This is a genomic window from Pseudomonas grimontii (genome assembly GCF_007858185.1).
Lineage (GTDB): Bacteria > Pseudomonadota > Gammaproteobacteria > Pseudomonadales > Pseudomonadaceae > Aquipseudomonas > Aquipseudomonas grimontii.
Genome location: NZ_VFES01000020.1, coordinates 59,745 through 83,911 on the forward strand (window position 1 = coordinate 59,745; position 24,167 = coordinate 83,911).

General features: G+C 60.4%; 23 protein-coding genes. 6 read left to right on the forward strand and 17 right to left on the reverse strand.

The window, feature by feature from the left end; translation table 11 throughout:
* Positions 1 to 89: 89 nt before the first annotated feature.
* Genes FIV39_RS33230 through FIV39_RS25755 form a run of 3 tightly spaced genes read right to left on the reverse strand, consistent with a single transcriptional unit; the run spans position 90 to position 1,991 of the window.
* A complete protein-coding gene (locus FIV39_RS33230; RefSeq protein ID WP_208603990.1) occupies positions 90 to 461 on the reverse strand; it encodes an MFS transporter in 372 nt (123 codons plus the stop codon).
* A 42-nt stretch (positions 462 to 503) separates the two neighbouring features.
* Positions 504 to 1,283: an MFS transporter gene (locus tag FIV39_RS25750; RefSeq protein ID WP_208603991.1), complete on the reverse strand. Its 780-nt coding sequence runs from the start codon at positions 1,281 to 1,283 to the stop codon at positions 504 to 506.
* A gap of 3 nt (positions 1,284 to 1,286) precedes the next feature.
* Positions 1,287 to 1,991 (reverse strand): type 1 glutamine amidotransferase domain-containing protein, encoded by a 705-nt coding sequence (locus FIV39_RS25755; RefSeq protein ID WP_090409791.1) that lies wholly within the window; start codon positions 1,989 to 1,991, stop codon positions 1,287 to 1,289.
* A 153-nt stretch (positions 1,992 to 2,144) separates the two neighbouring features.
* Here FIV39_RS25755 and FIV39_RS25760 point away from each other — a divergent pair, with 153 nt between their 5' ends.
* Positions 2,145 to 3,053, forward strand: coding sequence for a LysR family transcriptional regulator (locus tag FIV39_RS25760; protein ID WP_186731562.1), 909 nt, complete (start codon positions 2,145 to 2,147; stop codon positions 3,051 to 3,053).
* 45 nt (positions 3,054 to 3,098) lie between these two features.
* Here FIV39_RS25760 and FIV39_RS25765 read toward each other — a convergent pair whose 3' ends face one another.
* From FIV39_RS25765 to FIV39_RS25775, 3 genes are read right to left on the reverse strand one after another with little or no spacing between them, the layout of a single operon-like run.
* Positions 3,099 to 3,938 carry an MBL fold metallo-hydrolase gene (locus tag FIV39_RS25765; protein ID WP_090400661.1) on the reverse strand — a complete coding sequence of 280 codons (840 nt, stop codon included), beginning with the start codon at positions 3,936 to 3,938 and terminating at the stop codon, positions 3,099 to 3,101.
* Positions 3,939 to 3,959: 21 nt separating this feature from the next.
* Positions 3,960 to 4,286, reverse strand: coding sequence for a hypothetical protein (locus tag FIV39_RS25770; RefSeq protein WP_069787743.1), 327 nt, complete (start codon positions 4,284 to 4,286; stop codon positions 3,960 to 3,962).
* Entirely contained in the window at positions 4,279 to 4,839 is a 561-nt protein-coding gene (locus FIV39_RS25775; RefSeq protein WP_090400662.1) for a sugar ABC transporter, read from the reverse strand. Before FIV39_RS25775 ends, FIV39_RS25770 begins: the two co-directional genes overlap by 8 nt.
* A gap of 156 nt (positions 4,840 to 4,995) precedes the next feature.
* Here FIV39_RS25775 and FIV39_RS25780 point away from each other — a divergent pair, with 156 nt between their 5' ends.
* Positions 4,996 to 5,898, forward strand: a complete 903-nt coding sequence (locus tag FIV39_RS25780; RefSeq protein ID WP_090400663.1) for a LysR substrate-binding domain-containing protein — start codon at positions 4,996 to 4,998, stop codon at positions 5,896 to 5,898.
* A 225-nt stretch (positions 5,899 to 6,123) separates the two neighbouring features.
* On the opposite strand, the gene guaA is transcribed toward FIV39_RS25780, so the two are convergent.
* From guaA to FIV39_RS25800, 4 genes are all read right to left on the reverse strand, one after another.
* Positions 6,124 to 7,701 (reverse strand): glutamine-hydrolyzing GMP synthase, encoded by a 1,578-nt coding sequence (gene guaA, locus FIV39_RS25785; RefSeq protein ID WP_090400664.1) that lies wholly within the window; start codon positions 7,699 to 7,701, stop codon positions 6,124 to 6,126.
* Positions 7,702 to 7,827: 126 nt separating this feature from the next.
* Positions 7,828 to 9,297: an IMP dehydrogenase gene (gene guaB / locus FIV39_RS25790; protein WP_090400665.1), complete on the reverse strand. Its 1,470-nt coding sequence runs from the start codon at positions 9,295 to 9,297 to the stop codon at positions 7,828 to 7,830.
* 104 nt (positions 9,298 to 9,401) lie between these two features.
* Positions 9,402 to 9,950, reverse strand: coding sequence for a sugar ABC transporter ATPase (locus FIV39_RS25795; RefSeq protein ID WP_146371643.1), 549 nt, complete (start codon positions 9,948 to 9,950; stop codon positions 9,402 to 9,404).
* A gap of 91 nt (positions 9,951 to 10,041) precedes the next feature.
* Positions 10,042 to 10,809 (reverse strand): sulfite exporter TauE/SafE family protein, encoded by a 768-nt coding sequence (locus FIV39_RS25800; RefSeq protein WP_090400666.1) that lies wholly within the window; start codon positions 10,807 to 10,809, stop codon positions 10,042 to 10,044.
* Between the two features lie 99 nt (positions 10,810 to 10,908).
* Here FIV39_RS25800 and FIV39_RS25805 point away from each other — a divergent pair, with 99 nt between their 5' ends.
* The 4 genes from FIV39_RS25805 (at position 10,909) to leuA (ending at position 16,018) form a co-directional block, all read left to right on the forward strand.
* A complete protein-coding gene (locus FIV39_RS25805) occupies positions 10,909 to 11,799 on the forward strand; it encodes a LysR family transcriptional regulator (RefSeq protein WP_090400667.1) in 891 nt (296 codons plus the stop codon).
* 10 nt (positions 11,800 to 11,809) lie between these two features.
* Entirely contained in the window at positions 11,810 to 13,189 is a 1,380-nt protein-coding gene (gene xseA, locus FIV39_RS25810) for an exodeoxyribonuclease VII large subunit (protein ID WP_090400668.1), read from the forward strand.
* A gap of 3 nt (positions 13,190 to 13,192) precedes the next feature.
* Positions 13,193 to 14,014, forward strand: coding sequence for a peptidoglycan DD-metalloendopeptidase family protein (locus FIV39_RS25815; RefSeq protein WP_090400669.1), 822 nt, complete (start codon positions 13,193 to 13,195; stop codon positions 14,012 to 14,014).
* A gap of 324 nt (positions 14,015 to 14,338) precedes the next feature.
* Complete coding sequence (leuA, locus tag FIV39_RS25825) at positions 14,339 to 16,018, forward strand: 2-isopropylmalate synthase (protein ID WP_090400670.1); 1,680 nt, start codon at positions 14,339 to 14,341, stop codon at positions 16,016 to 16,018.
* 167 nt (positions 16,019 to 16,185) lie between these two features.
* Here the strand turns inward: leuA and FIV39_RS25830 are convergent, their stop codons facing one another.
* From FIV39_RS25830 to ispG, 7 genes are all read right to left on the reverse strand, one after another.
* On the reverse strand, positions 16,186 to 16,977 hold the full coding sequence (locus FIV39_RS25830; protein ID WP_090400671.1) for an amidohydrolase: 792 nt from the start codon (positions 16,975 to 16,977) through the stop codon (positions 16,186 to 16,188).
* The gene (locus FIV39_RS25835; protein ID WP_090400672.1) at positions 16,965 to 18,113 is read right to left on the reverse strand and encodes a pyridoxal phosphate-dependent aminotransferase; all 1,149 of its coding nucleotides are present in this window, start codon (positions 18,111 to 18,113) and stop codon (positions 16,965 to 16,967) included. Before FIV39_RS25835 ends, FIV39_RS25830 begins: the two co-directional genes overlap by 13 nt.
* A gap of 194 nt (positions 18,114 to 18,307) precedes the next feature.
* Positions 18,308 to 19,777 carry a ribosome biogenesis GTPase Der gene (gene der, locus FIV39_RS25840; protein WP_090400673.1) on the reverse strand — a complete coding sequence of 490 codons (1,470 nt, stop codon included), beginning with the start codon at positions 19,775 to 19,777 and terminating at the stop codon, positions 18,308 to 18,310.
* Between the two features lie 139 nt (positions 19,778 to 19,916).
* The gene (gene bamB, locus FIV39_RS25845) at positions 19,917 to 21,068 is read right to left on the reverse strand and encodes an outer membrane protein assembly factor BamB (protein ID WP_090400674.1); all 1,152 of its coding nucleotides are present in this window, start codon (positions 21,066 to 21,068) and stop codon (positions 19,917 to 19,919) included.
* A complete protein-coding gene (locus FIV39_RS25850) occupies positions 21,061 to 21,702 on the reverse strand; it encodes a YfgM family protein (RefSeq protein ID WP_027605420.1) in 642 nt (213 codons plus the stop codon). The genes bamB and FIV39_RS25850 overlap by 8 nt, the downstream gene beginning before the upstream one ends.
* 41 nt (positions 21,703 to 21,743) lie before the next feature.
* The gene (hisS, locus tag FIV39_RS25855) at positions 21,744 to 23,033 is read right to left on the reverse strand and encodes a histidine--tRNA ligase (RefSeq protein WP_053135507.1); all 1,290 of its coding nucleotides are present in this window, start codon (positions 23,031 to 23,033) and stop codon (positions 21,744 to 21,746) included.
* A 23-nt stretch (positions 23,034 to 23,056) separates the two neighbouring features.
* Positions 23,057 to 24,166 carry a flavodoxin-dependent (E)-4-hydroxy-3-methylbut-2-enyl-diphosphate synthase gene (ispG, locus tag FIV39_RS25860; protein ID WP_034115889.1) on the reverse strand — a complete coding sequence of 370 codons (1,110 nt, stop codon included), beginning with the start codon at positions 24,164 to 24,166 and terminating at the stop codon, positions 23,057 to 23,059.
* Position 24,167: the final 1 nt, after the last annotated feature.

Here is a 24,167-nt window from a genome sequence, read left to right on the forward strand (position 1 = left end):
ACCTTGAGATATACCTTCCCAATCATGACGGGTGCTTGCATGCCTCCCAGGCCAGGAAGCAGCGAAGATGCCGAAGATCCATTGTTCACCTACATATGAGTTCTTGCGCCCAGGAACGTGGGACGCCGCATCTGCCAGAGCATCCAGACGATCCCCAGGCCCACGGCAACCGCACCGACCCAGGCCGTGCTGGTCAGACCCATCGCTTCCAGGCTGGCCCCGCCTAGCAGCGAACCCAACGCGATGCCGCCGTTGAAGCCGGCGATGTTCAGCCCAGCCGCCACCGCTGGCGCCTGCGGCGCGTGGATGTGCGACAGCCCGATCACCCGCGCCTGCAAGGCCGGCACCGCCGCATAGGTCAGCGCACCCAGCAGGCCCGTCAGCAACACCATCAACGGCAACGATGGTGCCGATGCCCATATCGCCAACAGCACGACGGCCAGGCCGACGAGCACAGTCATCACCGCAAAGTCGGCACCCTTGCGGTCGGTCAGCCGCCCGCCTCACACATTGCCAATGGCGGCCATCACGCCGTAGCCCAGCATTAACAGGCTCGCCATGCTTTCACTCACGTTCGTCACTTGCAGCAGGATCGGCGAAATGTAGGTGTAGAGCGCGAAAGATCCCGCATACGCCAACACGGTGATACCGGCTCCGGCCAGCAGACGCTGATTGAACATGGCTTTCAGGCCATCCATCGCATTGGCCTGCGCCGAGGCATCGTTGCGATCTGTCGGCATCAGGGCCAGCAGGCCGACGAACCCAATGGCACCACTTGCGGCCACTGCCATGAAGATGACCTGCCAGCTCAACACGCTGCCCAGGTAGGTGCCGAGCGGTACGCCCAGCGCCAGTGCCAGCGTCAGGCCGCCGAACACCACGGCCACCGCCGCACCGGCGCGATGTCGGCCCGCCAATTGGGTTGCCACGCTGGATGCTACGGCGAGAAACACCCCATGTCCCAGGCCGGAGGCGAAGCGGGCCACCAGCATGGGGGTCAGTGCATCGGACAGACTGACTACAGCGTTGCCCAACGTGAACAGCCCCATCGCCACCAGCAGCAGCCGCTTGCGCGGCCAGCGGGTTGCCAGCGCGGTCAGGCCGGGTGCACCAATCACCGCACCCAGCGCGTAGGCCGTAACCGCCGCGCCAACCTGGCTGACGCTGGCATGCAGATCAGCGGAAATAGTGGACACCAGGCCGATGGTGACGAACTCGGTAAAGCCCAGGGCGAACGCGCAAAGCGCGAAGACGTAGATGACGAAAGGCATACGTGGATTCATGGTTCAGGCTCGCTTCTCGGCTGTCACCGCTAATAGGGGCAGCATCGCTTCCGCGACGCCCTTGGCCGAGGCCGGGTTCTGCCCCGTCGCCAGGCGCTCGCTCGCCACTACCTGCGCCTGGAAATTCGCCGCGGGCACATGCCGGGCGCCACGCTCCTGCAAAGCATCGGCCAGCAGGAAGGGCACCGTGTCGTACAGGCCGACCGCACGCTCCTCCTCGTTGGTGAAGGCCGATACGTCCTTACCCGCTACCAGATAGCTGCCATCGGACAACTTGAGGTTTACCAGCCCGGCCGGCCCGTGGCACACCGCCGCGACCACGCCGCCACGCTCGTAGATGAACGCCGCAATGGCCGCCAGTTCGGCGTTGTCCGGGAAGTCCCACATCGTCGCGTGGCCGCCGGCGTAGAAGATCGCGGCGTAGGCATCGGGATCGACCTGCGTGGGTGCCATGGTGTTCTCGGTGGCGCTTCTTAGCGTCGCATCGTTCCAGAACGCGGCATTGATCGGATCGTCCAAATCGAGTCCATCGACGTGCGTCTTGCCGCCCTTGGGGCTGACGAAATCGACCGCATGACCGGCGTCTGCCAGCACCCGATGCGGATGCGTGATCTCGGACAGATAGAAACCGCTGGGCGCGGCATCGGCGGCGCCGGCCGGCCCCTTGCGGTCGTGGCTGGTCAGGACGAAAAGAATACGTTGGGTCATCAGAAGCTCCTGCAGCGAATCGAGCACACCACCGGACACCTCCAACGGAGGCATGCGTGTCGCAGCGTGGGAAGTTGGGATCCTCATTCTGGTGAATCCGGTATATCGTTTAAATGACCAAAATAGACAAACACTTTCCCCGGAATGACCCAAATGGCCCTGCGCAATCTTGATGACCTAGCGGTGTTCGTGCATGTTGTGGAGCGCCACAGCTTTTCCGCCGCCGCACGCGACCTGCACCTCGCGCCTAAGACGGTCAGCAAGCAGATCGCCCGGCTGGAACAAGCGTTGGGCACCACGCTGTTCGAGCGCAACACCCGTAACTTGCGCATCACCAGCGAAGGCCGCGCCATCGCCGAGCGCGCACGGGTTGCCCTGGCGGTGCTGGAAGAAGTGCAGGAACTGGCGACCGGCGGCAGCCAGGAACTGAGCGGCACTATCCGCCTGACCGCGCCCACGCCGTTCGGGCGCAAGTTCGTGGCCCCGGCTATCCACGATTTCTGCCGCCTGCATCCCAGGGTCGGTTTCGACCTGCGCCTGTCCGATCAGGTGCAGGATCTGTATAGCGGCGACCTCGACCTGGCGATCCGCATGGGCGAGTTGGCCGATTCGCGCTTGGTGGCGCGGCGCGTGGCCGACAACCGGCGCATCCTGGCTGCGTCTCCCGCCTACCTGAAAGCGCATGGCAGTCCCGCGCAGCCGGAAGAACTGGAACGGCACAACTGCCTGGTGTTCGCCTATCCGGGCCTGCTGCAAAGCACCTGGCCGCTGCGCAAGGGCCGCAGGGAGACGCCTGTCGCGGTCAGCGGTACGCTGTGCAGCGACAACGGCGACGTGCTACATGCGTGGTGCGTGGCCGGGCTGGGCATCTCGCTGCGCGAGACCTGGGACATTCACGAGGAACTGCGCGATGGGAGGCTGGTGCGCGTGTTGCCTGAATGGGAAGCCAAACCCTCGAAGATCAGCATCGTGCGGGCGCGGCGCGAACCCGTGCCGCGCCGGCTGACGGCGTTCAGCGATTTTCTGTTCGACCGCTGGCAGGAGGCGCCGTGGGATCAATGACCTCATTCGACGCTGCCGACGCATCGTAGGCATCTCGAACAGCCGCTAAGTTTCGTAGGAAATTTTGTAGGTCTTGCCTAGCCGATCGACATGTGCAAAACCGAGTTCGCCAAGGTGCATACCCGCGATAAGAATCTTATCCGAGCTAACAACATTCAATAGTTTGGATCGTGTTTCGGCGGAAAGAAGCGGATCTTGGTCGAATGCAATCGATACGTCGGGACGAGCAATCTGAATTTGGGGGAAATGAACGATATCCCCCCAAACCAGCAAACTACGACCATTGGAATCGAGACGATAACCGGAATGTCCTGCGGTATGCCCCGGAAGGGGCATCGCACTAATGCCAGGGAGAACTTCGCTATCAGTAAACAGGCGCGTCTTCTCCCGATACTGATCGAACACCTTCCGAGCAAACAGGAAGTTGCCACGAGCACGTTCACTCGCTCGACTGAGATTGCCATCGTCCTCCCAGAAAGAAACCTCACGCTGGTGGACGACTAGCTCTGCATCGGGAAAGGCTGCTTCCCCTGAAGAGTCAAGCAACCCCCCAACATGGTCGGGATGTGCATGGGTCAGAAGAATGGTGTCAATGTCAGCGGGTTGCACGCCCGCACGCGCGAGATTCGCCTTTAGCTTGCCGCCCCACTGCTTGAAACCACCAGCCCCCGCATCAATGAGGATCGTGCGGCCCATTCCACGCACCAGGTAACAGTTGATGTGGATCGAGGATGGGTCGCTCACGCCTGCGTCCTGCTGCAACTTGGACGCCTCCATAGGATCGATATTGGAGAGAAGATCTAGACTTGCGCAAAGGTATCCGTCACTGATGGCCGTGATCGAAAACTCGCCGATCTGCTGGCCTGGAAATTTCATGTCGTTCATTGCGGCACTCCTTGCGGGTCATCAGTTCCGCGCGTAGATGGTATCGGCTGGATAGCCAAAGCAACGGATGCGCGCCGTTAGCCCCGCATGGCGTTTTATTGCCTCATCCAGTCGCGCCATGAAATCGTCCATGACCGATGGCGTTCTGAACGGTTCGAGGCGGTACTTGATTTCCGCGTAAGCAGGATGCCCACGCCCCTGGCGGGCAGCGACGTAGATGACATGCACGTTGTCCAGCGCCGCCTGAAGGACGTCCGTGCAAAGTCGAGTGCATCGTTCGGTGAGTTCCGCCAGATTTGCGTCGGGTGGCATCTCGTCCGCCTGGATGAAGATCGTCAGGTTAGGCATGTCGGTTCTGCACCTGCATCTGGGGCTCTGCGCCTCTGTCACTCGTCAATTGCACGGTCATCGGGGCATAGAGATGCACGTTCTTCGGAAGGGTATCTACACCAAGACTAATGGCGCTATCCAGCTTCGCCAGCCACCTGTTTTCAGGACACTTCTCCAATGCGACGGCCCACATCTGCTCAGGCGTGAGCCCCATCTCGATGAGCGGCTCGGGACCGACTGCGCTCACGATCAGATGCTCGCCTTCACCGATGGCAGGCGCACGCTCAAGGCCGCCGTAAAGATTGCGGTGCCAATCGGTGATGTGCTGCTGCCAGCGTGCGAAGTTGCCCCCGCCCTTTTGGCGATACTCGTCACCCTCAAGCACAGCCAGACCGTCGATCGAGTGCATGGCCAGGTAGACAGGGCAGCCATCGCTAAACGCCTTGAAGCGCTGCGAAGTATGGAACCCGCTCACGGAAATAAGCGCGGGTAGCTTTTCCAGGCTATAGAAATCATTCCACTCTGCTTCGCTGGCTGGGTCGGCAAAGCTGCACTCGACGGTATAGATCATGGAATCACGCTACCGAACCGCTTGTGCGTTCGGTCCTCACTGTTGATGTTTCATCATGGTATGACCTGAAAATCGACGTATAAAACGATTTTTCGGTATGCTTCAGTGACAAAAAATCAAGCTAAACCGATCACCAGTTTTAAGCTAGGAACGCTCATGCGAAGGAAGATCCCCAGCAGCACGGCACTGATGGCATTCGAAGTGGCTGCGCGCCACGGCAGCTTCGCGCGCGCGGCAGAGGAACTGTCTTTGACTGAAGGAGCCATCAGTCGCCAGATTGGCAGGCTGGAAGCCTTCCTCGGGGTCACGCTGTTCGAGCGGGTCGGCAATCGTGTCCGACTCCTTCCTAACGGAGAGCGTTACGCGGTCCAAGTTCGCGAATCGCTTGACCGCTTGGATCGGGACAGTCAGTACTTAATGGGGCAGCCGAACGATGGCGCAAGCCTGGACATTGCCACTATCCCGACGTTCGCGATGCGATGGCTCATTCCTCGCTTGGGACGATTCCAGCAGAAGCATCCGAACATTACTGTGCATTTGGCCGAGCGCATGGAACCCTTCGTCCTGGCCGGGAGCGGATTCGATGCTGCCATCCATTTCGAGCACCCAGCGTGGACGGGAATGCGGACTCACGAACTTTTGCATGAAGTGCTGGTTCCGGTTTGCCATCCTGAACTTCTGACAGGACGCAATCGAACAACCGCACTGGATGAATTACCGCGCCTTCACCGACGACAGAACCCTGAAGCTTGGCAACATTACGCCCAGGAGACGGGAAGCCCGCTGACCAATCCTGCAATTGGCGCACGCTTTGATCTCCATGGAATGTTGATAGAAGCCGCATTGGCCGGCCTGGGCGTTGCGCTAGTACCGCGCCTGTACGTTGAAACCGAACTTGCGTCAGGAAGCCTGATCGCCCCGTGGCCGGAGGGAAAAACCATCTCCAAAACCTTCTGCCTCATCCTCCCTGAGCCCATCGGATTGGGCAGAGAGCCAATACAAGCTTTTGCTCAATGGCTGCTCGACGAAGCGAAGAAGGGAGCAGCCGTTAAATCGTAGGAAAGATCTTTTCTCTATTGTTATCAGATAGAGGGGCTACGTTGCCGCCTGATCTCCCAACGAGAGTGTCTTAATCCAGCCTCGACTCTTACCGCCAACGCTACCGTCAATCTGTTTTGCTAGCCGGCGATAGCTACCGATAGATGCCGTGACGCTTTTTCCTAACGGATCAATACGTTACGACGATCTTTCGATAGCTGGCGATAGTCCTCGAAGGACCTGATTTCACTCCCACTCAATCGTCGCCGGCGGCTTGCTCGACACGTCATAAGTAACGCGCGAAATACCTTCGATCTCATTGATGATACGGCCGCTGACAGTCTCCAGCAGTTCGTACGGCAGGTGTGCCCAGCGGGCGGTCATAAAGTCGATGGTTTCTACGGCACGCAAGGCCACAACCCAGGCGTAACGACGGCCATCGCCGACCACGCCAACCGATTTCACCGGCTGGAACACCACGAAGGCTTGGCTGACCTTGTGGTACCAGTCGGCCTTGCGCAGTTCTTCGATGAAGATGTGGTCGGCACGACGCAGCAGGTCGGCGTATTCCTTCTTCACTTCACCGAGGATGCGCACGCCCAGGCCCGGGCCTGGGAATGGGTGACGGTAGACCATGTCGTACGGCAGGCCCAGTTCCAGGCCCAGACGGCGGACTTCGTCCTTGAACAGTTCGCGCAGCGGCTCTACCAGCTTGAGGTTCATTTCCTCAGGCAGGCCACCCACGTTGTGGTGGGACTTGATCACGTGGGCCTTGCCGCTCTTGGCGCCGGCCGACTCGATCACGTCGGGGTAGATGGTGCCCTGGGCGAGGTACTTGATGTTGTCCAGTTTGTTGGACTGGGCATCGAATACGTCGATGAAGGTGCGACCGATGATCTTGCGCTTCTTCTCCGGGTCGGACTCGCCGGCCAGGTTGTTGAGGAACTGATCTTCGGCGTTGGCGCGGATAACCTTGACGCCCATGTTCTCGGCGAACATGGCCATCACTTGCTCGCCTTCGTGCAGGCGCAGCAGGCCGTTGTCGACGAACACACAGGTCAGTTGGTCGCCGATGGCCTTGTGCAACAGCGCGGCGACCACGGAGGAGTCAACGCCGCCGGACAGGCCGAGCAGGACGTTGTCGGTGCCGACCTGGGCGCGCACGTTGGCGATTGCGTCTTCAGCGATTTTCGACGGGGTCCACAGGGCTTCACACTCGCAGATGTCGAGGATGAAGCGCGACAGGATGCGCCCGCCTTGCTTGGTGTGGGTCACTTCCGGGTGGAACTGCACGCCGTAGTAGCCGCGCTCATCGTTGAACATGCCGGCAATCGGGCAGCTCGGGGTGCTGGCCAGGATGTGGAAGTCTTCCGGCATCCTGGTGACTTTGTCACCGTGGCTCATCCATACGTCGAGGCCGAACAGGCCGTCTGCGTCGACGTGGTCTTCGATGCCGTCCAGCAGGCGACTCTTGCCGACCACGTCGACACGCGCATAACCGAATTCACGCAGCTCGGAACCTTCAACCTTACCGCCCAGTTGCTCGGCCATGGTCTGCATGCCGTAGCAGATACCGAAGACGGGCACGCCCAGGTCGAACACGGCTTGCGGGCAACGCGGGCTGTTGGCTTCGTGCACGGACTCGGGGCCACCGGCGAGGATGACGCCTTTCGGTGCGAATTCGCGGATCGCTTCGTCATCCATGTCGAACGGGTGCAGTTCGCAGTACACGCCGATTTCACGCACGCGGCGGGCAATCAGCTGGGTGTACTGGGAACCGAAGTCGAGGATCAGGATGCGGTGGGCGTGAATGTCGAGGGCCATGAAAGAAACTCTGAAAAGCAGTTGCAAGCTTCAAGCTGCAAGCTGCAAGTAATCGGAAGCCGCACGGTAGCTGCACTAATGCAGCCCCGCTTGCAGCTTATAACTTGTGGCTTATAGCTGTCGGCATCAGCCGACCCGATAGTTTGGCGCTTCCTTGGTGATCTGCACGTCGTGGACATGGGATTCAGCCATGCCGGCGCCGGTGATCCGTACGAACTCTGGCTTGGTGCGCATTTCTTCGATGTCGGCGCTGCCGGTGTAGCCCATCGAGGAACGCAGGCCGCCCATCAGTTGATGGATGATGGCGCTCAGGGTGCCCTTGTACGGCACACGGCCTTCGATGCCTTCCGGTACGAGCTTCTCGGCGCCTGCCGAGGAGTCCTGGAAGTAACGGTCGGAAGAGCCTTGCGCCTGGGACATGGCGCCCAGCGAACCCATGCCGCGGTAAGCCTTGTAGGAACGGCCCTGGAACAGTTCGATCTCGCCCGGTGCTTCTTCGGTACCGGCGAACATCGAGCCCATCATCACGCAAGAGGCACCGGCAACGATGGCCTTGGACAGGTCACCGGAGAAACGGATGCCGCCGTCGGCGATCAACGGGACGCCGGTGCCTTCAAGGGCTGCGGCGACGTTGGCGATGGCGCTGATTTGCGGCACGCCTACACCGGCAACGATACGCGTGGTGCAGATCGAGCCAGGGCCGATACCGACCTTGACTGCATCCGCGCCCGCTTCGGCCAGGGCCTTGGCGGCAGCGCCGGTGGCAATGTTGCCGCCGATCACCTGCACTTCAGGGAAGTTCTGCTTGACCCAGCGAACGCGGTCGATCACGCCTTTGGAGTGACCGTGGGCAGTGTCGACCACTACCACGTCGACACCGGCAGCAACCAGGGCCGCGACACGGTCACCGGTGTCTTTACCGGTACCGACCGCAGCGCCTACGCGCAGACGGCCTTGGTCGTCCTTGCTGGCCAGCGGGTACGCCTTGGCTTTTTCGATGTCGTTGACGGTCATCATGCCTTTGAGGGCGAACTTGTCGTCGACGATCAGCACACGCTCGATGCGGTGCTTGTGCAGCAGTTCGCGTACGTCGTTCTTGTCGGCGCCTTCCTTGACCGTGACCAGGCGCTCTTTAGGCGTCATCACGTCGCGGACGGTCACTTCAAGACGGTTTTCGAAACGTACGTCACGGGAAGTGACGATGCCGACCAGGTCACCATCGTGCAGCACGGGAACACCGGAGATGTTGTGCAGGCGGGTCAGGTCGAACAGGTCACGCACGGTAGCGTCGGCTTCGATGGTGATCGGATCTTTCACCACACCAGCTTCGTAACGCTTGACCTTGCGCACTTCGGCAGCTTGCTGCTCGATGGTCATGTTCTTGTGGATGATGCCGATACCGCCTTCCTGAGCCATGGCGATGGCCAGACGGGCTTCGGTGACGGTGTCCATGGCAGCGGAAACCAGGGGAATATTCAGCTCGATGCCACGGGTTAGGCGGGTCTTGAGACTGACTTCGTTAGGAAGCACCTCGGAATAACCGGGCACTAGGAGAATGTCGTCGAATGTCAGAGCTTCTTGGCTGATACGCAGCATCGCGGGGGCTCCCGAGCGGGAAAATGGAAGCGCGCCATTATACTCAGACACCCCCCAGGTCTCAATGTAAAACTCTGACATATTTGGGAATAGTGATAGAAGGACTACAACTCGACTTTGACCCAACTGATCTTCTGGTCCAGCCAATCGGCGAATTCGTCGATAAAGCTCTGCTTGAACCCGGCCTCCGCCCAGTTGTTGAAGATGAATCCCAGGTTGGAAAACCCGCACGCCTGCAGGAACAGAAACCCATTGATGTCATCTTCATGCCCACACAGCGGGCAGGTGAAGTTATCGGTGTGGCCGGGCATCCAGTCTTCCAGGCTTTCGAACAACGCCTCGCCGACTTCCTTGAGGCATTCCGGGCAGCCGGCTTCTTCGAGAAAGTCCTTGGCCGGGGTGTAGATGCAGCGTTTGTAGATGATCTCCAGGCCATTGACCGGCTCGTTGAACGGCAGCGCTTCAGGGTGCAGCACCACGGCGCGGGCACCGTCGGCCAGGGCATAGGCCATGCGGTTGCCGGTACGGCCACAGGTGGTCAGTTCTTCCTTGATGATGTTCTTGCGCACCAGCCAGCGCACGATCGCCCGGGCGCGGGGTTCGTGGACGGGCAAGGTGGAGATTTTCGGGACAAGGATGCTTTGGGAGTTCATGAGAGTCCTGCGGTGTGGCTGCTGGCGTCATCGCAGGCAAGCCCGCGATGACGCCCGGGAGGACGGCAGCTTAATCCCTGAAGCAATCAGGTCAAGTGCTCAAGTACCGCCCAATCAATGCAATGCCACTGGCCAGTACCAGCCACGTCACCAAGCGCACAAACGCCTCACGGGACATGCGCATCGTCAGCCTGCGCCCACACCATAGCCCCAGGGCCATCGCGGGCAACAGGCAGAGTGCCAACATCAGCAGCGGCAAATCAGCATACACCCCGGCGATCAAAAACAGGCTCAGGCGCACCACCGTGCTGCAACTGATCAACGCGCTTTGGGTCGCGCGTGCCGCGTCCTTGGGCAAACGGCTGTTCAGATAGATTGCATATAAAAAGCCACCACTGCCGAACAACGCTCCAAACAGCCCGCCCACGGTGCCCATCGGGATCGACCACCCCGCCGCCAGTTGCGTGGGCCGGGCTTTCACCGCCAGGCTGTAAATCGCATAGGCGCTGATAAACAGCCCCATCAACAGCAGCAACAGATCCGAATGCAAATTGAGCAAAAACACCACGCCCAAGGTGCAGCCAATCGCCATGCACGGCAGCAATCGCAGCAGCTCCGGCTTATTTACGTCCCGTCGCGTTTGCAGCAGGCCGCCAAATGCCGCGACAAAATCCAGCAGTACCAACAGCGGGATGATCTTCGACAGCGGCATAAACATAAGCAGGATCGGCCCCGCCACCAACGCCGTGCCGAAGCCCGCGATACCAAACACGATATAGGCCACGACGATGCCCAAGCCGATCACCAGCCAATCGACACCGCCAAACGACCACTGACTCATCAGCTCTACCGGGCTCATGGGTTATTCCTTGTAAGAGATAGCCATCACTTTAGCCAGCGGCGAGGGTTGCGACTAATATCTTCAAAGCCCTCCACCCATCTCGAAAAGGCATGACGCGTGATTTCCACTCGCCAACTGCGTTACTTCGTCGAAATCGCCGACAGCGGCAGCTTCAGTGCTGCCGCCGGACGTTTGTTTGTCGCGCAATCGGCCTTGAGCCGGCAGATCAAGGAGCTGGAAACCCAACTGCAAACCGCGCTGTTCGAACGCACCGCGCGCCAACCCCGGCTGACCGCCGCCGGTGAAGCGTTTTATCCACGGGCGCGCAACCTGCTGGGTGAGCTGCACAAGGCCAGTGAAATGGCGACCCAGGTCGGCAATGGCCAACTCGGTACCCTGCGCCTGAGCCATTCGAGCACTGTGCCGATGAGCGGCCCGTTACTGCGAGGCATCAGCACTTGGCTGGAACGCTGTCCTGGCGTGTCGATGGATATCGCCCAACTGTCCTCCGAGGCGCAATTGGAGGAAATCGCTGACGGTCGCCTGGATGTCGGCCTGCTACGTTTGCCCGTGTTGCGCCAGCGCGAAGGCGTACGTGTGGAACCTATCTATAAGGAGCAATTGCTGCTGGCAGTGCCGCCGAATCACGCACTGGCGCGTAGCAACGCGCCAGTCGACCTGGCACAGCTCAAGGACGAAGCGTTTATCTCGATACCTCATCCCCAGCGCGGCGGGCTGAGTTATCTGTCGGCCGAACTGTGCATGCGTGCCGGATTCTTCCCTAAGGCCGCACGGGTGATGTCACGCAAGACCACCCAGTTACAGTTGATCCAGGCCGGCTTCGGTATTGCCTTGTTACCAAAGTCCATGCAGGACATCGCCCCGGCCAACGTGCACTTCTTGCCCCTGGCCGACCCGGACTGCCTGAGCACCGTGGCCCTGGCCAGCCAGCAGTCACCGAGCGCATTGGTGGAGCAATTCTGTCAAACCCTGCACGAATGCCTATAAACTGCCGCCCATGATTAAAGATCCTTTTGCCCGCTTGGGCCTCGACCGCGAAGTCCTGACTGTCAGCCAGCTCAACGGCCGCGCGCGGGTGTTGCTGGAAGACGTGTTCACCAATATCTGGGTCGAAGGCGAGATCTCCAACCTCGCCCGCCCGGCCTCCGGCCATGTGTACTTCACGCTCAAGGACAGTGGCGCCCAGGTGCGTTGCGCACTGTTTCGCAATAACGCCGCGCGGGTTCGCCAGGCGCTGAAGGATGGCCTGGCGGTCAAGGTTCGCGGCAAGGTCTCGCTGTTCGAGGGCCGTGGCGACTACCAGTTGATCCTCGATACCGTCGAGCCCGCCGGGGATGGCGCGCTGCGCCTGGCCTTCGACGCCCTGAAGGAAAAACTCAGCGCCGAAGGCCTGTTCAGTGCCGAACGCAAGGTGCCGCTGCCTGCCCACCCGCGCCGCATCGGCATTATCAGTTCGCCCACGGGTGCGGTGATCCGCGACATCATCAGCGTGTTCCGCCGCCGCGCGCCACAAGTGCAATTGACGTTGATCCCCACCGCTGTACAAGGCCGCGAAGCAATCCCGCAGATTGTGCGCGCGCTGAAACTGGCGGACGCCCGTGGCTTTGACGCGTTGATCCTCGCCCGTGGGGGCGGCTCGCTGGAAGACCTCTGGTGCTTCAACGAAGAGGCCGTGGCCCGCGCAGTGGACGCGTGCGTGACGCCAATCGTCAGCGCCGTCGGCCATGAGACCGATGTGTCCATCAGCGATTTCGTCGCCGACGTGCGCGCGCCCACACCATCCGCGGCCGCGGAGTTGCTGGCTCCCGACGCCAGCAACCTGGTGCGTCAGGTCGAGAGCCTGCACCGCCGCCTGGTGATGCTGATGCGCAATCGCCTGACCCACGACCGCCTGCGCCTGGAAGGCATGGCCCGGCGCCTGCGACACCCTGGCGAACGTCTGCGCCAGCAGGCCCAGCGCCTGGATGACCTGGATATGCGCCTGCGCCGCGCCTTCGAGCGCAGCCTCAATACGCGACGCGAACGCCTGATCCGCCTGGAAACTCGCCTCGCCGGCCAGCATCCAGGCCGTCAACTGGTCCTGTTGCGCCAGCGCCTGGACAGCCTTGCCGAACGCCTGCCGCGTGCCATGCGCGAAGGCCTCAAGGCGCGTCGCCTGCAACTGCAAAGCCAGGTGCAGACGCTGCACGTGGTCAGCCCGCTGGCGACGCTGGGTCGTGGCTACAGCATCCTGCTTGACGAGCGCGGCCAGGCCATTCGCAACGCCGCGCAGACCCACACCGGCCAGCGGCTCACCGCTCGCCTCGGTGAAGGTCAATTGCAAGTGCGGGTGGAAGACAATCACCTGACACCCGTCACCCTTTCGTTATTGGATTGATTGATGCCACGTCTCTTTAGTGTGTTGTTGCTGCTATGCCTCACCGTTAACGCCCATGCCGACAGCTATATCAGCCGGACCTTGAACAAGCCAGTGCCGGGCGGCGTTGCGGTGGTTGAACTGGGCCCTGCGGCTGCCGCGCCGAAAGCCACGTACCAAGGCAAACCGGTGTTGGTGGTGAAGGAGCAGGACAACTGGCTGGCGATTGTCGGTATTGCGCTGACGGTCAAGCCGGGCAATGAGCGCATCAGCAGCGGTGGGCGCAACCTGCCATTTATCGTTGGTTACAAGAAGTACCCCGAGCAACGCATCACCTTGAAGAACAAAAGCCAGGTCAACCCCGACCCGGCGCAACTCAAGCGCATCGAGGGCGAGTTGGCCGTACAGCTCAAGGCCTATCGCAGTTTCAGCCCCAATCTGCCGAGCAATCTGGTGCTGGACAAACCGGTGAACGGCCCGCTGTCGAGCAAGTTTGGCGTTCGTCGCTTCTTCAACGGTGAAGAGCGTAATCCCCATTCGGGCCTGGATTTCGCCGTGCCAGCCGGTACACCGATCAAGACGCCAGCGAACGGCAAGGTGATTCTGGTCGGCAACTATTTCTTCAACGGCAACACCGTGTTCGTTGACCACGGCCAGGGCTTTATCAGCATGTTCTGCCATATGTCGAAGATCGACGTGAAGGTCGGCCAGCAACTGGTACGCGGGGCGGTAGTGGGCAAAGTCGGTTCGACCGGCCGCGCGACCGGGCCCCATATGCATTGGAATGTCAGCCTCAACGATGCACGGGTAGACCCGGCGATCTTTATCGGCGCGTTCCAACCGTGAATGAAGCGATTGCGCGCCCGATAACGGTCGCGCAATTTAATCTAGCTCCGGCCTCATTCCCAACCATAAAATCCCGTTTCATACGCAGATAAAAGAACTTCTCTCAATTTTTCGCGACTGCTTGCCATCTTTCACCCCTGGAGTTAGGGTTGAGCTTATGAAAACCTCTCATACCCTCATTCAGCTCCGCCAGCACCGCAGCCTGTGCCTCGTCAGCGCACGACTGCCAGGCTGAATCGATCTGCCTCGTCTTCAAGCTTTATCCCCAATAACAGTTCTACGGCAGGCCGCCTTTTCTCGGCCCCTACAACAAAGGATTTCCCGATGAGCATGCTCAAAGACCCGTCTTCGAAGTACCGCGCGTTTCCGACCATCGATATTCCGGATCGCACCTGGCCGTCCAAGACCATCACCACCGCGCCGATCTGGTGCAGCTCTGACCTGCGTGATGGCAACCAGTCGCTGATCGAGCCGATGGACGCGGTGAAAAAGCTGCGTTTCTGGAAGACCCTGGTTGCCGTCGGCGTGAAGGAAATCGAAGCCTCGTTCCCCGCCGCGTCGCAAACCGACTTCGACTTCGTGCGTACCCTGATCGAAGACAACCACATCCCCGAGGACACCACCATCCAGGTGCTGACCCAGGGCCGTGAAGACTTGATCGCACGCACCTTCGAATCCCTGCGCGGCGCCAAAAAAGCCATCGTGCATCTGTACAACGCTACGTCGCCGTCGTTCCGCCGCATCGTGTTCAACCAGGACAAGGACGGCATCAAGGCCATCGCAGTCAACGCGGCCAAGCTGTTCGTCAAATACGCCGCCCAGCAGCCGGAAACACAGTGGACCTTCGAATACTCGCCGGAGACCTTCAGCGCTACCGAGCTGGAGTTCGCCAAGGAAGTCTGTGACGCGGTGATCGAGGTCTGGAACCCGACGCCTGAGCACAAGATGATCCTCAACCTGCCAGCCACCGTCGAGTGCGCCACGCCGAACATCTATGCCGACCAGATCGAGTGGTTCGGTCGCCATATCAACCGTCGCGACAGCGTGATCATCAGCCTGCACACCCACAACGACCGCGGCACCGGCGTAGCCGCCACCGAGCTGGGCCTGATGGCCGGCGCGGACCGTGTCGAAGGCTGCCTGTTCGGTAACGGCGAGCGTACCGGTAACGTCGACCTGGTCACCGTGGCGTTGAACATGTACACCCAGGGCCTCGACCCGCAACTGGACTTCTCCGACATCGACGGTGTGCGCAAAGTCGTCGAGGAGTGCAACCAGATCCAGGTACACCCACGTCATCCGTACGTCGGCGACCTGGTGCACACCGCATTCTCGGGTTCTCACCAGGACGCGATCCGCAAGGGCTTTACCCAGCAGAAAGCCGACGCGCTGTGGGAGGTGCCGTACTTGCCGATCGACCCGGCTGACATCGGTCGCAGCTACGAGGCGGTGATCCGCGTGAACAGCCAGTCGGGCAAAGGCGGTATCGCCTACCTGCTGGAGCAGGAATACGACATCAGCTTGCCACGCCGCATGCAGATCGAATTCAGCCAGGTAGTCCAGGCCGAAACCGACCGCGTGGGCCTGGAGATGACCGCGCCGCAGATCTACGCCTTGCTGCAGCGTGAATACCTGCAAGCCAACACCCCGTACGCGCTGGTCAGCCATCGCCTGCAGGAAGAAAACGGCAACAGCTCGGTGGAAGTGGAAGTCTCGGGCAAAGGCCAGGGCGAAACCAACCTGCGCTGGCACGGCAAGGGCTACGGCACCCTGGAAGCCCTGGTTGCCGCCCTGCCGATTGGCGTGGAGATCATGGACTACAACGAACACGCGATTGGCGCAGGCACCAATGCCAAGGCTGCCGCTTACATTGAATTACGCGTGAACGGTGAGCGTCCGGTGCATGGCGTGGGCATTGATGAAAACATCACCACCGCCAGCTTCAAGGCAGTGTTCAGCGCGCTGAACCGCTCGCTGAGCCAGTTGGAAGCGAAGGCGGCGTAATCATCACCGCAATACAGAAGGCCCCTGGGTGAGAACCCAGGGGCCTTTTTATTGAGTTTCAGATTTGGGTTGCCTGTCAGGGACTCATCGGAGGCAAGCCCCCTCCCACATTTTGAATGTATTCACAAATCAAAGTGTGAGAGGGGCTTGCCCCCGATAGCGGTCTGTCAGACAAACTGAAAGCTATCGGCATCCAGGTTCGCCGGAAACTTGGTGCGATACGCCGCCAGTTCAACCGCGTCCAGGCAGACCTGGAATACCCCATCTGCCTCTCCAGCGCTCAGCAGGCTTTCGCCCTGGAAGTCCAACACTTGGCTATCACCGGTATAGGCAAAGCCCTTGCCGTCGGTGCCCACTCGATTCACCGCCGCCACGTAGCACAGGTTCTCGATAGCCCGCGCCGGCAACAATCGGTTCCAATGCTGGCGCCGCGCCCCCGGCCAATTGGCGGTGTACAGCAGCAAGTCAGTGTCCCGGGCATCCCGACTCCACACCGGAAAGCGCAGGTCGTAGCAAATCAACGGACGAACACGCCAGCCTTTCAACTCGAACTGCACCTGGCGCTCGCCGGGGGTGTAGTGATTGTGTTCACCGGCCATACGAAACAGATGACGCTTATCGTAATGCAACACCTCGCCATCCGGCCGCGCCCACAACAGGCGGTTGCGGTGGCTGCCGTCGGCGGCCTGGATGATCACGCTGCCGGTGATCACGGCGTTGTACTTCGCAGCCTGGGCCTGGAGCCAATGATGGGTCGGGCCGTTTTCCGGCTCGGCGAGGGTTTGCGAGTCCATGGAGAAACCGGTGGTGAACATCTCCGGCAGCACGATCAGGTCGGCGCCGCGGGCCTGCTCCAGCAGCCCCTCGAAATGCTCGAGGTTGGCCTGGCGGTCGTGCCAGGCCAGGGTGGTCTGGACCAGGGCGATATTCAAGTCAGGCAATGCAGTCAGATCACGCATAGTTTTTCAGCCGCTTGGCGCAGCGTCTCCTCGCGCTTGGCAAAACACAGGCGCACCAGGCGCTGGCCTTGTGGTGGGCGCTGGTAGAACACCGAGATAGGGATGGTCGCCACGCCGTGTTCGCGGGTCATCCAGAGAGACATGGCGACGTCATCCAGGTCCGGGCGTATCTGTGAGTAATCGACCAACTGGAAGTAGGTTCCGGCCACCCGGGTAAAGCGCAAGCGCGACGGTGCCAGCAGGTCACAGAACAGATCGCGCTTGGCTTGGTAAAACGCCGGCAGTTCGTCAACGTGCTCCGGGTGTTCGGCCATGAAATCGGCCAACGCGAACTGCAACGGGGTCACCCCACAAAAGTTGACGTATTGATGCACTTTGCGCAGTTCGGCCGTCAGGGCCGGTGGCGCGACGACGTAGCCGGTTTTCCAGCCGGTGACGTGGTAGGTCTTGCCAAAGGAGCTGACCACGAACGCACGCGGGTACAGCTCTTCATGGGCCAGCACGCTCACGTGGGGCACGCCGTCGAATACCAGGTGTTCGTACACCTCATCGCTGACCAGGTAGATATCGCGGTCGCGGATCAATGCCGCCAACAGGTCCAGCTCGGCGCGGCTGATCAGCGCGCCAGTAGGGTTGTGCGGGGTGTTGAGGATAATCATGCGCGTACGTGGCGACAGCGCGGCCTGGATATTCTCGAAGTCGAGAGCAAAGCCATCCAGACTCAGTTGCACATGCACGCAGCGGCCACCGGCCAGCTCGACCGAGGGCTCATAGCTGTCGTAACAAGGGTCGAACACAATGACTTCATCGCCATTGCGAATTACCGCCTGGATCGCGCAGAAGATCGCAGCGGTGGCACCAGGGGTGATGGTCACTTCGCTGTCAGGGTTGACCGTGGCGCCGTAGCTGCGGGTGATCTTGGCCGCCACTTGTTGGCGCAGAGCCGGCAAGCCGGTCATCGGGGAATATTGGTTATGCCCGCTGGCAACATGTTTGCCCACGGCATCGAGCAAAGCCTGAGGCCCATTGAAGTCGGGAAAACCCTGGGACAGGTTGAGCGCGCCGGTTTCGGCAGCGAGTTGCGACATGGTGGTGAAAATGGTCGTGCCGACATTTGGCAGCTTGCTGGTGATCATGGGAGCCCCCTTCGGGTGAGCTGCAAGTTTTAAGCTGCAAGCTGCAAGCAGGTCAAGGGGCAAACCGACAGGCACAAAAAAGGGCTCATTCAGAGCCCTTTTTTGTGCCTGGCGGTTTGAGCTACAAGCTGTAAGCTTCAAGCCGCAAGCAAACCCGCTTTAGCTTGCAGCTTGTAGCTTACAACTTGCAGCTGCTACTTTTTATCCCTGCGCTTCTTGTCGGCCTTCTTGTGGTGAGTCATCAAACGACGCTTCTTGTTCACCTGACGGTCAGTCAGTGTGTTCTTGTTGCCTTCGTACGGGTTCTCGCCACCCTTGAACTCGATACGGATCGGTGTACCGACCAGTTTCAAGACACGGCGGTAGGTGTTTTCCAGGTAACGCACGTAGGACTTGGGCACCTTCTCGATCTGGTTACCGTGGATCACGATAATCGGCGGGTTGGCACCACCCAAGTGGGCGTAACGCAGTTTGATCCGGCGGTTGTTGACCATCGGCGGTGCGTGCTCGCCGACTGCGTCTTCGAGGATCTGGGTCAGACGGTTGGTCGGCCAGCGGGTAACCGCAGACTTGAACGAGTTCTGTACGGAAGCGTAGAGGTTGCCCACACCCGTGCCGTGCAGGGCCGAGATAAAGTGAATATCGGCGAACTCAACGAAGAACAGGCGGCGCTGCAGCTCGATCTTGACGAAATCGCGCTCGCTCGGCGTCATGCCATCCCACTTGTTGATCGCGATGACCAGGGCGCGACCGGCTTCGAGGGCAAAGCCCAGCAGGTTGAGGTCGTGATCCACCACGCCTTCGCGGGCGTCCATCACGAAGATCACCACGTTGGCGTCCTTGATCGCCTGCAGGGTTTTCACCACGGAGAACTTTTCAACTTCCTCGTGGATCTTGCCGCGCTTGCGCACACCGGCGGTGTCGATCAGCGTGTACTTCTCGTCGTTACGCTCGAACGGGATGTAGATACTGTCGCGAGTGGTGCCGGGCTGGTCATAGACGATTACCCGGTCTTCACCGAGCATGCGGTTGACCAGGGTCGACTTGCCCACGTTCGGGCGGCCGATGATCGCGATCTTGATACCGTCTTTTTCGCTTGGGCCAGGAATGCGCTTGGCTTCCTCGCCTTCGGCAACGATCTCTTCATCACCCTCTTCTTCTTCGGCGTCATCCTTGGGGAAATCGCGCAGGGCGATTTCCAGCATCTGGGTGATACCACGACCGTGGGCACCAGCGACCGGGATCGCGTCGCCCAGGCCCATCGGGCTGAACTCGGCGCGGGCCGCCTCAGGATCGATGTTGTCGATCTTGTTGGCGACCAAATAGGAACGCTTGTTGCGCTTGCGCAGGTGCTCGCCAATCATCTGGTCGGCGGCGGTGTAACCCGCGCGGGCGTCCACCAGGAACAACACGACATCAGCTTCTTCAATGGCCAGCAGCGACTGCTCGGCCATCTTTTCGTCCATGCCATGCTCATCACCGGAGATACCACCGGTGTCGACAATAATGTAGGAGCGCCCTTGCCACTTTGCCTCACCGTATTGGCGATCACGGGTCAGACCGGACAAGTCGCCGACGATGGCGTCACGAGTCCTGGTCAGGCGGTTGAACAAGGTGGACTTGCCGACGTTAGGTCGGCCCACCAGGGCGATTACGGGAACCATGCGGCTCTCCACTTCGTTATTTCAGAAAATACAAAAGCCGCTGCAAGGCAGCGGCTGGTGCTCGGGGCAGCATATTCAAATGCCGCATGCCCCGCCGAAGCGGGGCCGCCTGGGTTTTACCCCAAGCATAGTCAAACCTTTACTTGATGGTCAGGGCTTCCAGCTTGCCGCTGTTGCCAAACACATAAAGCATGTTACCCACGACCAGCGGACGGGCACGCAGGCCATCGCTGTCGATACGTTCACGACCTACAAACCGACCATCCACCTGGCTCAGCAGGTGCAGGTAGCCTTCGAAGTCGCCGACCGCTACGTAGCTGGAGAACACTTCCGGGGCCGACAGTTGACGACGGGCCAGGGAGTCATTGCTCCACAGTGCAGTGGTGGAACGCTCGTCGACACTTTCAACGGTGCCGGACGACAGGCTTACGTAGACGCTGCCAAACCCTTGGGCGACACCCGCATAACTGGACGCATCACGCTGCCAGTTAACACGGCCGCTCTGCAGGTCCAGTGCAGCAACACGGCCCTGGTAAGTGGCCACGTAAAGGGTTTCACCCGACAGCAGCAAGCCACCGTCGATGTCCACTACGCGATCCAGCTCGGAACGACCTTGCGGGATGGCCACACGGGTTTCCCAGGCCGGCACGCCGTTCTGGGTGTTCAAGGCGACTACTTTACCGGTCGACAGGCCTGCAACGGCCAGATTGTTGGTCACAACCGGACCACTGGTACCGCGCAGTGTCAGCACCGCAGGGGTGCTGTCGTACAACCAACGCTGCTCGCCAGTGCTGGCGTCCAGGCCGATCACACGGTCGTCCTGGGTTTGCACCACGACGATATCGCCATTGGTGGCAGGCGGTGCGAGGACTTCACTGGTCACGCGAGCGCGCCATTTCTCTTCACCGGTGCTGGAGTCCAGCGCTACGACTTCGCCCTTGAGCGTGCCGAGCATGACCATGCCGTAACCTACGCCTACGGCGCCGGACACAGGCAATTCGAGGTCTTTCTTCCACTTCACGTCGCCGTTCAGGCGATCCATGGAGATCACCACGCCGGTTACGTCAGCGGCCACAATGTTGTCACCGTCGATTGCCGGCACCAACATGTTGTAGGTCTCGCCCTGGCCGTCACCGATGGAGCGGCTCCATTGCTTTTGCAGGACGACTTCTTCCTTGAAGCTGGTCAGCTCGGCCGGCGGCAGTTCTTTTTTACTGTTGCTGCTGCAACCCGCGGCCAGAACGGCCAGAGCCAGCAATGCTGCATGTTTCCAACGGATCACGTCACGCATCCCCTTTGGCCAGGTCGTCCAGCTTGATTTGTAAGCCACCGACCGCCGCTTCATCAGACAGCGCCGCCTTGGCTTTCTTGTACGCAGCATTGGCTTCGTCGGTACGACCCAATTGGACCAACAGGTCGCCCTTGAGCTCTTCGCGAGTGGCTACAAATGCCTTGTCCGCATCGCCGTCGAGCAGTTTGAGTGCTTCGTCGGCCTTGTTCTGTGCCGCCAATACCTGGGCCAGGCGCTGACGTGCGATCTCACCCAGGGTCGGGTTGGTCGGCTTGTCGGCGATGGCCTTCAGTTCTGCGGCGGCGTCATCCAGCTTGCCGGTATCAACCGCGACCTTCGCGACGAACAGGCTGCCGTATTGGGCGTAGGTGCTACCGCCGAATTCGTTCTTCAGCTTGCCAGCCAGGTCCGCCACTTGCGCAGGATCAGGCTTGCCATCCGGCGTCAGGGTGGTTTCCAGCAATTGCTGATAAACGATCGAGGCGCCTTGGGACTGGTTAGCCTGATACTTTGTCCAGGCTTGCCAGCCGAACACCACCACTAAAGCCAGCAGACCGCCAGTAACCAGGGGCTTGCCGTTACGCTGCCACCAGTCCTTGAACTCGGCCAACTGCTCATCATCAGTACTCGACACCCCAATACTCCTTAATCGCTAAATTCGGCTGTTCGACAGCTTCAACCCTGCACGACGCAGGTGGCCAAGTGCGCAGCGAGCGCATCAAAGGCTATGTTCTGTTGCTCGCCCTGGCCACGCAGGGGTTTGAAACCTATCACTTGCTGGGCCAGCTCGTCATCGCCAAGGATCAGTGCATACAGTGCACCGCTCTTGTCGGCCTTCTTGAACTGGCTCTTGAAGCTGCCTGCGCCGGCATTGATCTGCAGGCGCAGGTTCGGCAACTGGTCACGTACTTTTTCGCTCAGGGCCAGGGCGGCCAGTTCGGCGGCCTCGCCAAAGGCGCACAGGTACACATCCACCTGGCGGGAGATTTCTTCCGGAACCTGCTCCAGGGTTTCCAGCAGCAGGATCAGCCGCTCGATGCCCATGGCAAAACCTACGCCAGTGGTCGGCTTGCCGCCCATCTGCTCGACCAGGCCGTCGTAACGGCCCCCCGCACACACAGTGCCCTGGGCGCCGAGTTTGTCGGTGACCCACTCGAACACGGTCTTGCTGTAGTAATCGAGGCCGCGTACCAGCTTCGGGTTGATCACGTAAGGAATACCGGCCGCATCCAGGCGAGCCTTGAGGCCCTCGAAGTGCGTACGGGACTCGTCGTCGAGGTAGTCGGCCATTTTCGGCGCGTCGACCAGTACGGCTTGCGTGTCGGCGTTCTTGGTGTCCAGCACGCGCAACGGGTTGGTCTTCAGACGGCGCTGGCTGTCTTCGTCCAACTTGTCCAGGTGGGCGGACAGGAACTCCACCAGCGCTTCGCGGTAGCGGCCCCGGGATTCGCTGGTGCCCAGGCTGTTAAGCTCAAGCTTGACCGCATCGCGGATACCCAGCATGCCCCACAGGCGCCAGGTCAGCACGATCAGCTCGGCATCGATGTCCGGACCATCGAGATTGAACACTTCCAGGCCGATCTGGTGAAACTGGCGATAACGGCCTTTCTGTGGGCGCTCGTGACGGAACATCGGGCCGATGTACCACAGCTTCTGCGGCTGGCCGCCACCGGTAAGGCCATGTTCGAGCACGGCGCGCACGCACGCGGCGGTACCTTCCGGACGCAAGGTCAGGGAGTCGCCGTTACGGTCTTCAAAGGTGTACATCTCTTTTTCGACGATGTCGGTCACTTCACCGATGGAGCGCTTGAACAGCTCGGTGAACTCGACGATCGGCATGCGGATCTGCTTGTAACCGTAGTTATCCAGCAGGCGCGCGACAGTGCTCTCGAAGTAGCGCCACAGCGGCGTTTGCTCCGGCAGGATGTCGTTCATGCCACGAATGGCTTGCAGAGACTTGCTCACATCAAATCCTTAAATTCGTTCAATCAGCCGCGAGCGATCAGCGCTGCGTCAGCGGCGACCTTTTCGGCCGCTTTCTCGCGGATCAACTTTTCCAGCTGATCCACCAGATTGTCATTCGTTAACTTCTGCGACGGCTTGCCGTCGATGTAAATCAGGTTCGGTGTGCCGCCGGTCAAGCCCACATGGGCTTCCTTGGCTTCACCCGGGCCGTTGACCACACAGCCGATCACTGCAACATCCAGCGGGACCAGCAGGTCTTCGAGGCGCAACTCCAGATCGTTCATGGTTTTCACCACGTCGAAGTTCTGCCGCGAGCAGCTCGGGCAGGCAATGAAGTTGATACCGCGGGAACGCAAACGCAGGGATTTGAGAATGTCGTAGCCGACTTTCACTTCCTCTACCGGGTCTGCCGCCAACGAGATGCGGATAGTATCGCCAATTCCTTCGGCGAGCAGCATACCGAGACCGACCGCAGATTTCACTGTGCCTGAGCGCAAACCGCCGGCTTCAGTGATCCCCAGGTGCAACGGTTGCACGATTTCCTTGGCCAGCAGGCGGTAGGCTTCTACCGCCATGAACACGTCGGAGGCCTTTACGCTGACCTTGAAGTCCTGGAAGTTCAGGCGTTCCAAGTGTTCAACGTGGCGCAGTGCAGACTCAACCAGCGCTGCCGGAGTGGGCTCGCCGTACTTCTTTTGCAGGTCTTTTTCCAGGGAACCGGCGTTGACGCCGATGCGGATCGGGATCCCGCGATCACGGGCAGCGTCCACCACGGCGCGCACACGGTCTTCACGACCGATGTTGCCCGGGTTGATGCGCAGGCAATCGACGCCCAACTCGGCCACGCGCAGTGCGATCTTGTAGTCGAAGTGAATGTCGGCAACCAGCGGCACCTTGACCAGTTGCTTGATGCGCCCGAAAGCCTCGGCAGCATCCATGTCCGGGACGGATACCCGGACGATGTCTACTCCGGCCGCTTCCAGACGATTGATCTGGGCAACGGTAGCGGCAACGTCATTGGTGTCGCTGTTGGTCATGCTTTGCACCGCGATGGGGGCGTCGCCACCCACCGGCACCGAGCCGACCCAGATCTTGCGCGATACGCGACGTTTGATTGGAGATTCGCCGTGCATG

Excerpts from the sequence above, each read along its gene's own strand:
- FIV39_RS25780 (WP_090400663.1), top strand. The coding sequence starts at position 4,996 with ATGCGAAGGAAGATCCCCAGCAGCACGGCACTGATGGCATTCGAAGTG.
- FIV39_RS25755 (WP_090409791.1), bottom strand. The coding sequence starts at position 1,991 with ATGACCCAACGTATTCTTTTCGTCCTGACCAGCCACGACCGCAAGGGG.
- xseA (WP_090400668.1), top strand. The coding sequence starts at position 11,810 with ATGATTAAAGATCCTTTTGCCCGCTTGGGCCTCGACCGCGAAGTCCTG.
- guaA (WP_090400664.1), bottom strand. The coding sequence starts at position 7,701 with ATGGCCCTCGACATTCACGCCCACCGCATCCTGATCCTCGACTTCGGT.
- FIV39_RS25770 (WP_069787743.1), bottom strand. The coding sequence starts at position 4,286 with ATGCCTAACCTGACGATCTTCATCCAGGCGGACGAGATGCCACCCGAC.
- FIV39_RS25760 (WP_186731562.1), top strand. The coding sequence starts at position 2,145 with ATGGCCCTGCGCAATCTTGATGACCTAGCGGTGTTCGTGCATGTTGTG.
- FIV39_RS25750 (WP_208603991.1), bottom strand. The coding sequence starts at position 1,283 with ATGAATCCACGTATGCCTTTCGTCATCTACGTCTTCGCGCTTTGCGCG.
- guaB (WP_090400665.1), bottom strand. The coding sequence starts at position 9,297 with ATGCTGCGTATCAGCCAAGAAGCTCTGACATTCGACGACATTCTCCTA.
- FIV39_RS25815 (WP_090400669.1), top strand. The coding sequence starts at position 13,193 with ATGCCACGTCTCTTTAGTGTGTTGTTGCTGCTATGCCTCACCGTTAAC.
- FIV39_RS33230 (WP_208603990.1), bottom strand. The coding sequence starts at position 461 with ATGACTGTGCTCGTCGGCCTGGCCGTCGTGCTGTTGGCGATATGGGCA.
- leuA (WP_090400670.1), top strand. The coding sequence starts at position 14,339 with ATGAGCATGCTCAAAGACCCGTCTTCGAAGTACCGCGCGTTTCCGACC.
- FIV39_RS25830 (WP_090400671.1), bottom strand. The coding sequence starts at position 16,977 with ATGCGTGATCTGACTGCATTGCCTGACTTGAATATCGCCCTGGTCCAG.
- FIV39_RS25800 (WP_090400666.1), bottom strand. The coding sequence starts at position 10,809 with ATGAGCCCGGTAGAGCTGATGAGTCAGTGGTCGTTTGGCGGTGTCGAT.
- bamB (WP_090400674.1), bottom strand. The coding sequence starts at position 21,068 with ATGCGTGACGTGATCCGTTGGAAACATGCAGCATTGCTGGCTCTGGCC.
- FIV39_RS25835 (WP_090400672.1), bottom strand. The coding sequence starts at position 18,113 with ATGATCACCAGCAAGCTGCCAAATGTCGGCACGACCATTTTCACCACC.
- FIV39_RS25775 (WP_090400662.1), bottom strand. The coding sequence starts at position 4,839 with ATGATCTATACCGTCGAGTGCAGCTTTGCCGACCCAGCCAGCGAAGCA.
- ispG (WP_034115889.1), bottom strand. The coding sequence starts at position 24,166 with ATGCACGGCGAATCTCCAATCAAACGTCGCGTATCGCGCAAGATCTGG.
- der (WP_090400673.1), bottom strand. The coding sequence starts at position 19,777 with ATGGTTCCCGTAATCGCCCTGGTGGGCCGACCTAACGTCGGCAAGTCC.
- FIV39_RS25795 (WP_146371643.1), bottom strand. The coding sequence starts at position 9,950 with ATGAACTCCCAAAGCATCCTTGTCCCGAAAATCTCCACCTTGCCCGTC.
- FIV39_RS25765 (WP_090400661.1), bottom strand. The coding sequence starts at position 3,938 with ATGAACGACATGAAATTTCCAGGCCAGCAGATCGGCGAGTTTTCGATC.